Source organism: Stieleria sedimenti (assembly GCF_025060895.1).
Taxonomy (GTDB): Bacteria; Planctomycetota; Planctomycetia; order Pirellulales; family Pirellulaceae; genus Stieleria; species Stieleria sedimenti.
Genome location: NZ_JANZKV010000059.1, coordinates 57,331 through 68,921 on the forward strand (window position 1 = coordinate 57,331; position 11,591 = coordinate 68,921).

Annotated in this window: 5 protein-coding genes; all 5 read right to left on the bottom strand. The window is 60.2% G+C overall.

Features of this window, described 5'->3' with window-relative positions:
- Window positions 1-147 precede the first annotated feature (147 nt).
- The 5 genes from NZK35_RS09305 to NZK35_RS09325 all read right to left on the bottom strand — a co-directional run bounded on the left by NZK35_RS09305 (window position 148) and on the right by NZK35_RS09325 (window position 11,295).
- Complete coding sequence (locus NZK35_RS09305) at window positions 148-1,215, bottom strand: hypothetical protein (protein ID WP_259632260.1); 1,068 nt, start codon at window positions 1,213-1,215, stop codon at window positions 148-150.
- A gap of 3 nt (window positions 1,216-1,218) precedes the next feature.
- Complete coding sequence (locus tag NZK35_RS09310; RefSeq protein ID WP_259632261.1) at window positions 1,219-2,568, bottom strand: hypothetical protein; 1,350 nt, start codon at window positions 2,566-2,568, stop codon at window positions 1,219-1,221.
- On the bottom strand, window positions 2,565-7,436 hold the full coding sequence (locus NZK35_RS09315; RefSeq protein ID WP_259632262.1) for a GMC oxidoreductase: 4,872 nt from the start codon (window positions 7,434-7,436) through the stop codon (window positions 2,565-2,567). The genes NZK35_RS09310 and NZK35_RS09315 overlap by 4 nt, the downstream gene beginning before the upstream one ends.
- 5 nt (window positions 7,437-7,441) lie before the next feature.
- Complete coding sequence (locus tag NZK35_RS09320; RefSeq protein WP_259632263.1) at window positions 7,442-10,927, bottom strand: hypothetical protein; 3,486 nt, start codon at window positions 10,925-10,927, stop codon at window positions 7,442-7,444.
- Between the two features lie 125 nt (window positions 10,928-11,052).
- Window positions 11,053-11,295 (bottom strand): hypothetical protein, encoded by a 243-nt coding sequence (locus NZK35_RS09325; protein ID WP_259632264.1) that lies wholly within the window; start codon window positions 11,293-11,295, stop codon window positions 11,053-11,055.
- Window positions 11,296-11,591 lie beyond the last annotated feature (296 nt).

Consider the following 11,591-nt stretch of genomic DNA (forward strand, 5'->3'; position numbering starts at 1 on the left):
CCGATCGACATGCGCGCCGAAACACCCTCTGTAATGGGGCATGCTATCACCCCACGCAACCAAATGCAAGCAATTCGGTTTCCCGCATCGGGATCGAAGTGCCATTGATCGCGTTGCCTGGTCTGCTTATCGCGTTGCTCGGCTTGCTTAACGCGTTGCTCGGCTTGCTGTGTCCGGATCATTGCGGTCGGTACGCCACGTGGGGTGATGAAAGTGAATGACAAAGTCGCCGTTGTAGGACGCGACGGCTTCGCCGAATTCGATCCTCCCGATCCGTTGCCAGTTGTCGAATCGCCAACGTTGCCGCAACAACCCGCGACGTTCACCTTGGTCGGTGACGTCGATGTTGAAGACCAGTTTTCGGCCGGTCGAGGCGCGGCTGCCGCGGTCATAGAGTTGCCCCAAAATCTCGTCGCGGAAATCCAACGCGTCACCTGCGAGTCGGGGCTGTTCGTCGCCGACCGTCAATCGCATGAAGGCCGGTGTGCGTGTCGGTTCGTCATTTGGCTTTCCCAATTCGGCGACCGTGTGCAGCTGTCGGATCGCCGGTTCGACGTTGACGAATTTGAACAGCAGCCCGGTGATCAGCAGGATCGGCGTTCCCCAGCCGCGTCGCCATGGCGTGACGTCGGGTGCGTTGCGCAGTTCGGCGTCGTTGATGGACGGCGTTCGCTGGCCGCCGATATCCTCTTGCGTGATGAAGTCGGCGGTGCGGAGCTTTTCGCGGTGGTGGACGTCGGTGGTCGGGTAGAGTTTGCCCACCATGGACAAGGATCGGATGCGACCACGCCGCGTTTCGCTGCAGCAGGTCGAATAGCGGGCGATGATCAACGCTTCGCTGCCTTGCCGGAAATACCCGCTGAATTCATTTTCCGCGTCGATGATCCAGCGGCCCAACAGGCAGACACCGTTGGGGTGCAGCAGTCGTCGGAACCCGCGGCGATCTGGTCCCCACCGTAGGTCCGCGTTCGAATCGACCGTGCGTTCGGCGGCCGCTTTGAATTGCCAGGGGAAGCCCTTCGACAGGATCCCACGCAGGACACGCCCCAGCGTGACTCCATAACACGGCAGGGGTGGCTCTCCTTCGTCACCCCATGTCAGGTAGTAAGCGTTGTGGAACAGCGCCGCTTTGACATCGCCATAGCGGGAGCCGGCGTACGTCTGGTCGTCGACATCGATGCCCTGCGGTCCGAGATGGTCGCTGTCAAATTTCATGACCTACAAGTACCTGCGGCGGATTTGACGACGGTAGTACCAGCGGGCAAATAGCCAGTGAGTCAACAACAAGAACAACAGCAACGCGATGACGATCAACGTCAGCTTGACGATGCTCGCCGTCGAAAGCCGCAACGGCGGCGGTTGAGCACGCTGCGGATTGGCCGGCAACAGATAGGGTGCGTTAGAAAGGAATGCTTCGGAGCCGTTGTCGCGACCGTCATTGGTCGTTTGTCGCGGCCAGCGATAACGATCGTCTTGATACGAAAGTTCATACAGCAGCGTGTCGCCGTGTTGGGCGAGGATCGCCGCCACGTCATCGGTCAACAGGCGGCCGTTGGGAAATCCGACTCGGTAGTTTGTCGAATAACACATCACGTCGGGAACAAAGTCCCAGCGACGGTAGGCGAACAGCGATCCGAAGTTCAGTCGCAACAGAATATCCCGCATCAAACTAGGATGCGCGTGTTCCTCGGTGATCGCCGCGACGTGTTGACTGGGGTGCAGGGTGTTGAGCAATTCGAATCTCGGATTCTGTGTCCGCAGGGATCGACCGACGTGATCGATCGGGCCGCCGGAACCCTTGTGAGACGTCGCCCAAATCAAAAAATCCGTGCGATCGTTCGGGAACACACTGATCGGCACACGGACCTGCATGGCGACGATGTTGGTGTCGAAAAATGCGGGAAAGATAAACGGGTCGTCGTGGACGCCCGACATCCCATTGAGGTCGATGTCTAGCCCTTGCGGCAATGCGAAACGCGGATAACCCGTCTGCAACTTGCCATCGTCGGTGAGCCGAAACTCGATCACGATGTCTTCTTTGATCTCGTCGGGGTGCGAGATCTTGCCACCGTAGCGTGCGAACGCTTCGACGAGCGACAGCTTGTCGGCGGCATGCGAATGCTCGGCCACATCCTCCGCATCGGCCGGTGCTGTCGTTGCGTTTCCGGATGCGGTGACGGCTTCTGCGGGAATCGGAAATTCGACCGAACTGTTGTAATCGATGTTGATTTTGTACGTGTACGGTTCCAGCTTCAGCGTCGTCGAATCGGTCAGTTCACGGCGAACACAGAGGATGATCACCAGCGCGTCGATTTGCTCACGCTCTTGGCCGCTAAGTTCGTCGCGGACGACATCGTCCAGCGGTGCGTGAAGCGGCAATTTGGCAACCCGCTCAAACGGAAACGCCGGCGTGCCGTCCTGCTTGACAGGAAATACGAACAAATCCGTCAATGCCCGCTCCTGTCGCTGGCGATTGAGCACATCGATCGGATCGGCGTGGTCCGACGCGGCGGCGGCAAGCGGCAGCAGGACCAGGAGCAAGCCGCAAATCGATCGGGACTTGATCATGCCGGTTCTCCGTCGCTGGGCGGTAATGGAACGTTCCAAAACCAATCACTGGTAAACAGCGACGATCCGACGTGTTCACCGAGTTTGCGATAGCTTTCCCATTGGGCTTCATCGAATGATTGATCACCGGTCGATTCGTGTGGAAAGTCCGGGTGGGTTCGATGGTAGTTGCGGACGTCGTCGGGTTCGTCTCCGGTCAGGCTGGCTTTGACATACAGCAGCAACGAGCGGTTGCTCTGGGGCGCATTCGAGTAATGAATCCAGCACAACGCCGCGTGTGCTTTGGAAGACCCCGACGGGTTTCCGCTGCCGTCGGCGGCAGGGTGAAGCTCGTCAACGGTGCCCAGGTGATCCCGTGTCGCTTGTGAAATCACGCCGTCGGACACCAAGGCGTCCAGCTCGGACCGGGGCCACGATTCGATCCGTGCCCCGAAGTCGATTCGCGCCTTGCGGACCAACTCCGCGAAGTCTTCGAATTCGTAGTTCGGGTCGGCACCGCCGTCGCACAGAATGATGCGTGGGACCCGGCGGCGAATCAGTTCGTACGCGGCCAGATTTTCGAAATAGCCTCCATCGGAAATATGCCAGAAGCGTTCCCAGGGGCCGGGATAACGGGCGATCCACTCGGAGATCAGCAGCGATTGCGTCCCAAAGTAGCGCGGGATCAGGTACAGGAAACGGCGGATCGGCGACAGGACCGGCCAACCGATCCGATCGGCCGCAGAGATCCCGCTGTCCCACCAGTGTCCGGTTCGCATATTCAGCAACCCCATCAGCAGCGCCGTGCCGAGATGGGTGGTGCGGCCGCGACCCGGATCGATTGCCGCTCCCGAAATCCCGATCCATTGCCTCAGCGACAACATCTCCGCACGGTCGGCGGCGCGGTCCATCTGGTCGACCAGGGGGTGCACGCGACCGGGGTGTAGGCCGATCGGATCCAGGCCGGTGGGGACCTTGCGCGCGCCCGATCGACCGGCATGCGAGGCATCCGTCCAGGCGCTGTGCCAGTGTTCGCCGACCGAAACGCCCAGGGAGCTGACCGCCATGTTCAACCCCTGGCGGTCACGTTTCCGCAGACGCGAACCGAAGTCGACGGTCTGGTTGATGGTGACGTTGATCAAGTGCAACGGCCCGCCGGCTTCATGGGGACGGTAGTCGCGAATCGAAGCCACATCGTCCCCCGCGATGACTTCGGTCACGTTGATCCCGTCGGGGCGATGCCGCGCAGGGTTGGACGCACCCAAGTAGGCGCGTGCCAACCGCGCCGAATAGGTTTGCGACAGCGATGATCGGTTGACGAACGTCAGCGTGCTGGGGAACGCCAACAGAATCGTCAACGCAAGCGTGCCGACCGTCACGGCGACTGCCGTCAAAAACCATTCCTTATCGCCACCCTGAAACAGGGCGTGGGACGCGAACGAGTAGGCGACCAAGGGCAGCGTGAACAGGATCACCGCCAATAATCCCGCCGTCATATCACGCAATAAAATCCGTTTAAGCGTCGATGGGGGACCGCCGGCGCCTTGCTCGCGAAAAAAGCCGGCCAGCCATCGCATCAGGGGAATGATCGCCATGATCGCCGCCCCGAGCGACGCGAACGCTTCGGCATACGTGAAGTTGGCTTGCAGTTTCCATTCTTGTAAACCGTGTCCCAACGTATCGATCAACGCGAACACCAACGCCGCCCCGGCCAAAGCCAACGCAAGCCCGAGGTCATACGTCAAATAGTTCCGTGTGCGCAGTCGTTGCGTTTCGACACCGCCGGATCCCGTCGCCGCTTCGCGCTTGTGTCCACGCCGCCACGCCAATTCAACTTGCACCAGCGATGAAAGCATCGCCAGCCCCAGCAGCAACGGCTCGAATCGAAGGCCATTGGTGACGCCGATCCACAACAATACGCCCGCGACCGCAAACAGGATCACCAACGGGATCGCCTTGAACGCTTCGTGCTCGTCTTGTGAGACGATCCAATAGCCGATGATCCGCGGCAAGACGAGAAACAACAGCAACAGTTCCACCAGGATGAACCAGGGGCTGAACCACGGTCCGACCAGCGATTGCAGCAGATGGCCGATCGGCATTTCGCCCAAATCCAGCAAGCCGGTCACACCCCAGAATTGATCCAGCCCGCCGTAACGAATCAGATTGGCGAGACCAAAAAGCGTCACGATGGCCAGGCCGACGACCAGATGCAGGCTGAGTAGGTTGCGCACGAACACGGCAAAATTGAGTCGCACCGCGCCAGGACCATTGGGGGCGATGTAGTTGCCGTGGCTTCGTAACCATTCGATCGCGGGCGATTGAGATGAACTGAGTGTCTGTTCGACCAGATCCGTGGGCGGAGCCGATTGCAACCCTCCCGTGCTGCGGACGTTTTCCGGACGCAAGCGATCGAAGCATCGGCCGAGAAACGAACCGATGTAGCCACCGCCGGAGACGGTCGACATCAAATCGACACGGCGCAACAAACGCTTGCGGGCCATGCTCTGCAGAACCCCCAACGCGTGCGTGGCGCTGCGGATGCCACCGCCGGAGAGCGCCAACCCGGTCACATCGCTACTCCATTGTCCCTGTTCTCCCAAGGGCGGTGCAAAGCCGCTCGCCCGATCGGCCGCCCGCGCTTCCGATGACGCTTCCGCAGCCGACTCTTCTGCGGTCGGCTCCTCTGCCGCGGCAACGAACTCCGTTCGCTCACGACGCTGCCTGATCACTTCGGCCTCTTTCTCACGCAACCGGTGCGGGTAGTCCTCGCTGTCTGGTTTCCGCAAACACTCCGCGTCTTCCAAGATCACGTCGGCAGCTTTTTCGCTCGCCATGTAGATATTGGCAACGATGAAGTAGCCGGGAATTTTGGGAAAGATCGACGCATCCACGACGCGCAGGTTGGCCACACCGCGGACGCGAAAACGGCTATCCAGAACTGCGCCCTCGTCACCGTCGGGCCCCATCCGGCAGGTCCCACACGCGTGGTGACCCCAGGCGTCACGCCGAATCCAATCATTCACCGTCGCGTCGCTGTCGAACTGCCGGCCGGGGTGGATTTCCTGGTCGACCACGGACCGCGCCGATCGCAAGATCTTGCGTACGAATTTGACGCCGTGAACCATCGCTCGGACGTCGGGGTCCGAGTCGCTGGGATGCACGCGGGGATCCAATCCGGTGCCGAAATAATTAAAATTGACCTCGGGCGTGTCCAGCGGATCGATGCTCCGCAGTCGCACGACGCCTTCGCGATTGCGGGTGTGCGATTTCAGAATCACCCAGGTGAATCGATTGTGATCCGTGATCCGCGAGTAACCGGTTTGATAGCCGCGGAACTCCGACGGAATCCCAAAAATGAACAAGTCCGGTTGGGCGAGATCGGGACGCGAGCGTTTGAAAATCCCCAGCACGGCACCGTTGCTGGTGTACAGCCCCGTGCCCTCTTCGCGCCACTGTCGCAGATGACGATCGGGGGCGTCGGGGTCGTCGGGCACCTGAAACGTCGCTCCATCGAGTAAGCTGAAATCCTTTTTCATCTGGCTGACGATCGAGACCTCGTAGCGGTCTTGCAGATTCTTGCCGACACCCGACGACGCGACCGTGCACGGAACCGATTGCTCGTCCTGGTCCGGGCGGCGAGGATCGCGAATGTTTTGCAGCGTCTCGGGATCGCCGATTCCCGACAGCATCAGCAATTGCGGCGTGTTGAACGCTCCGCCACAGAGAATCACTTCGCCGCCTTTGCGGACCCGGACGGAAGCCGGTTGACCGGGTTGTTGATTCGGGTCGACGTGGGCGCGATACAACCGCTCCCCGCGCAGCAGTTCAACGCCGACGGCGCTCGGCGGGTCACCTTCCAAGATCACTTTGGTGACCAGGCAATCCGTCCAGATCGTCAGTTTGTCACCGTGCAGGGCGACCGTCTCGAGCAACAATTCACGTGGGCTGCTGCGACGCCCCAGCATGGCGTAGGGCGTGCCGCGGTTCTGGTGAATGGTGGTGTCGCCCCCATACACCGACGTCGGAATCAACACCACGCCTTCGGGGCTGTTGGATTGCGTTTCCCAGTGATTCGGGTCCAACGATTGCCCAACGCGACCTTTCAGCAACGTTCGGGTCCAAGACCAGGCACTGTCCAGACCCTCCCGTTTGGAGACCCAGAGTGCCGCCTTGAGCATTTTGACGAGTTGCCGGTCCCGCAAACCGATCGACAAATCAGTGAAACTGGTGTGCAACCAGCCCCGAAAACCATGCCGTCCGCCGGTTGCATCGGGACGACGACCGGCGAGAAACAGCAAGCTGTTGAAAACATAACGCCACAGGTGACGCCGCTTCCGCCGGCGACTGCGATCGGGGGGACGTTGGTGATCGTTGTGTTCCAGCTTGCGAAAGTACGCGCGCATCTGGCGACCATTCCAGGTCGGGTCTTGCAGAAACTCCGCCAGATCATCCCAGTCCGATTCGGGGCCGGCGATGGTGATCATCGCGTTGTGAATCGTGCAGCCGCCGATGCCCGCGGCGCGCGGATAAAAGATCCCTTCGTGGGTCTCGTTCTCGCCCGCGTTGGCATCCGGTGTGTGCCATTTGGGGTCTTGGCGGATTTGATCGGGAAGCTGACCGGTACCGCTGCGTTGGTAGTGGTCGACGAAGAACCGCCACGACAAATCTGGATGTTCGGTCGAGGCACCGTGCAGCAACGGCACCCGCGAGACTTCGTTTCCCCCGTCGCGTGGACCACGCTCGGTCTGGTTGGCCCCGGCTTCGATCACCAACACCTTTTTGCCCGCCCTGGCGAGCCGGGATGCCAGCGGCGCACCGCCGGCGCCGGAACCGACGATGATGTAATCAAAGTCGTCGGGTGAGTTGTTCGCCTGTTCGTCGCTCATGGTGGTCACAGTGTCTTAAGGAGCTCAATCAGCGCGTTCTTGTCGTCGTCGGTCATCGAATCGAACCAGGGGAAATAATGTCCCTTGTCCATGACGAAGTCGGGACATTTGTTGACGGACATCAGCGCCGGCGCGATCTTGTCCTTCATCACCCGCTCGGCTGCTTCCTTGCCCAGTTGCCGTGACTCGATCTCGGCAAGCCCGGCGATCAGCGTCGCGACACTCTTCTTTTGTGTCGCCAAGTCCGCTTCGGGATTAAAGTTGGCCAGCAGGTTCACCGGTGTTCCCTTGGGAATCGGTCCGATGTTGACATCGCCGAGTCTGCCGGCTTTGAAGTACACCAGCCCGCTGACGACCAGAGCGGCGATGACTAGCCCGTAGCCGCACCAACGCGCCACTCGGCGTGACAGGTTCAATCGCAGCACGACCGCGACGACCAGTAGCGTCAGCACCGGCAGCAGCCAGGGATTCACGTTCCGCAGCGGGGCCGCCCATTGGACGCCGCTGTTGGATCTCGCCCACCACAGTGCGGCGGCCAAGACGATGGCCAGGAAAACGATCACGTAGGCGACCAGCCGTTTCGAATCGGTGCTGCTGACCAACAGAATGATCAACGCTCCGATGAAAAAAATCACACCCGGCAACCAGAGCGGCTGAACCGATCGGAGCCACATCAGGTGTTCAGATTGATGCAGTGTTTCGACCAATGGCAATCGATAGACAAACCCGGGCACGCGTTTCGCATCGACTCGCAGATAAGATTCCTCCGTCGTTCGCCAGATCAATCCGTGATCACGCCGCAGACGTTCCGGCGTGGCTTCGTTGTAGCTGCTGCTTTGAAGACGCTTTTCCGGCCACAGCAGTTTGCGGATCGCGTCGTCAAACGCGGCCAACCGACCGTCGACAGACGGGTCATTGTTGTACAGCCCCAGGCTGTTGTTATGCAGCAGCGGCGCCGTGGCCCAAATCGACATCAAGCTCGGGACGCGATAGTAACCCGGGCCGCCACCCCCATCACGCTTGCCCGTGACCGGATTGATGTGCCGGGGCGTGAAGGACTGCATCGCGCCTTCTTCACCGGCATAGGGATTGAAGTATTCGATCTCGCCGGGTGATGGGAGTTGTCGATAGCTCTCCGAGGCAAAATCTTCCCACATGTGGCCGGTCATGCCATTGGTCGCCATCGCCCGCGAGGCGTTGGTTTTGACCAGGTTGACGGGAATGCGATAGTCGGTCGAAAGATAGTTCTCGGTCCAGAACGACGGTTGTTCAACAACCGCGTCGGCCCAAGCTTGATAGCTCGGATCTTCCAGCCACTGTGCCGGGTCGTGTTCCCAAAACTCGCCGTTGCGTTCTGATGCGTTGCGAACGGCCAAACGTTTGGCAATCAAGGCTTCGAAATCAGCGTCGCTTGGGAAATTCTCGACAATCGCTTCGGTGCTTTCCGGTTGGATGCTGGAATGGCAAACGATGCAGTTGCGGGCAAAGGCTTTCCTGCCCCGGGCAAGTTGGCTGACGTCGACGCGTTTGGCCCGCTCGGTCGCCAACAGCGATTCAACGTCACGTTTTTCGCGTTCGGCTTGGCGTTTCCATCGCGTCTGTTCCTCGTCGCTGATCGGCTGCCGACGCGCTTCGCCATCGGGGGTGGACAGCAACGGCATGGTCGGTGTGATCTTTAAAAAGTAGTCACGCAATCCCGGAACCCGCTGTTCGGTGGCGTTCCAATAGACCGAGTATTCCTCGCAATCGGCCAGTCGAAACGGCCGTTGCGGACCGAACCCGATGACGACTTGATGCAACTGGTTCCATTGTTCCCAGTAGCTGCCGATGTTCAGGTAGACGCGGGCCAACGCCCCCCAGGTGCCGATCGAATCGGATCCGTCCAGCAGGATCCTTGGCACGTGACGTGGGTTGTCATTGGAATGCACGACCTGGTCGACCAGGCCAAGATCCTGAGCCCGTTCGACCCACTTCTCTGGAACCACATCCTCGCCATTGCCGGGAAGATTCGGGTTGGGGTGCTTCCACAACGATGGCAGCCGTGAACTCTCTTTGGAGAGACGTTCGCGCGGATTGTGAAGCGACAAAATCGCGCGTTGGGGAAGCCCGAACACGGCGTTCATCGTGTTGGGATTGTTGATGTTGTCCGATGCGATCAGCGACGTATCGATCGTGCCACGCGGTTGGCTTTCCAGTAGATGGTAGACAAACTGGTCGGACGTCAGCTGGCCGCCGACGGTGGCCCGCATACTCAGGTATTGCGCCCCGATGTTGCCCGACAGGTTCGTCCAGCGCGGGTTCGTCACGTCGCGCGGGGGCTTGAGCGGGTGGAAGGACGCGTGACAGAACGCGCAGCTCATCCCCACACGGAACGGCCGGACAAGATTCGGGTCGGTGTAATAGGATTTGTCGGTGTAAAACAGATCCGCATCCCAGTTGGCCTGGGCGTCGGCGTCGAAGTACGGATTGGGAAACAACCGCAGACCGATCACGCCGCTGGACAAACCATACAGATCCGGCGGTGGAATGATTTCGTCGATCGACCGCTGCGAGCGTTCGGATGATTCGTCCCGGCGATCCTCGTCTGCGTTGTACCGGTCGCGGTCGGCGTACCCAGGCTGATCGTCCCTGCCGTAGGCAGCGTCTTGGTCGGAAAGGTAGCTCGACGGATAGCGATAGCCTTCGTCTTTGAACGCGTCCGGGGCACCGGTATAGAGCGGCGGCCCGTCGTAGTCGCCCGATGGCCCGCGTCGCTGCAAACCGACTTGCGATTTGTGCCTGCCCGCCGCGATCGCGGCAAAGGTCTGTCGCACGTAGACCTCGCGCCAACGACGGACGCGGTCGTCGGACGGTGAGTCCAGCCAGAGATCGAATTCTTCGTTGCGGGCCGCTCGCGCCTGCTCCATGCCGGGCTCGTTGATCATGCCCGTTTCGGCGAACCGCTGCGCCCGCCGCCGCGAATCGACCAGTTTCAACAGATCGATGAAGCCGAGGCTGTCGGTGCAGAGCCAATCCCAAAACCCTTCATTCCCGGCGCACCAGGCCATCCAGGTGTTGCGCCCGATCCTCTCGCTGACATTCAGGTCGGCCGGTTCGACCGTCACCGCCGCCCGCACCACCGATCCATCCTCGTCGCGCAACAGGTCCAACAGTGGATCGGGAATCGCATGCGGCGGAGAATCATCGTCCGTAGACGTTTTTCCCCCTGCTGTGGTTTCATCCGCCGTGTCGGATGCTTCCTCCGGCTTCACCGCGGGGCGGCTGATCGCGTCCATCCCGGCGAAGAAGTCGGGGACGTGCGGCGAATCATCGTCGTCGTAGGGATCCGAATCGCGATACGTGAAATAGCCCGCCGCGGAATCGTTGGAAACGTTTTCCGCGAGCGCTCGCTTTTTAGCGTCATCGGTTTGCGTTTGCTTTACGGGCGTGCACGCGGTGCATAGGCACAAGGCGACCAGAGCGATCGTGGCGAAGGCGCAGGATGATTTCATGGTGTCGTGTCATGAGCACAGTGAGAAGAGATCACTGATGTCAGTGTGACAATCGACCACGGCGATTCTACAGACGACCCCCGGAAGCAAACGGGAAGACAGTCGATCCAGTTGGATGTCGATCGTTACTGGATGTCGGAATCGCTGGGAGGCAATTGATAATCCTGGGATTCGTCGACGCTGATCACGCCGGGAACCTTCCGCAATGCGGGTTCTCGTTTCGGATCGATTCGGCCCGTGATTTGGCCGAGCACTTCGAGCGACTCCCCGACCACCATCCCCGCCGCTTTGCACTGCGCCGCGACTTGTCGGATCTTGGCGACATGTTCATCGTCCAAGGTGACGATCACCGTTTTCATTTTCGACATCGTTTGCTCCGGATTGGACGATCGCGTGTGCGATCGTGACGGAGATCGTATTCTAGTGCTCCAACCACCTTTCATGTTGGGGTTGCGTTTGTCGAGCGGAAAAGGGGTCAGGTACCAAAAACCAAATGGCCCGTAGGGTGCTTCGCATTTTTGGTACCTGACCCCTTTTCCGGACGCTTCCACTCGCTGCAGGGCAGCGAGACTGGGCGGCTAAAGCCCAATACCGCTAAGTTAAGCGTCGTTTCTTCAGATGAGGGCCCGTAGGCTCGCGCCAAACGGCTGATATTCGTTTGACA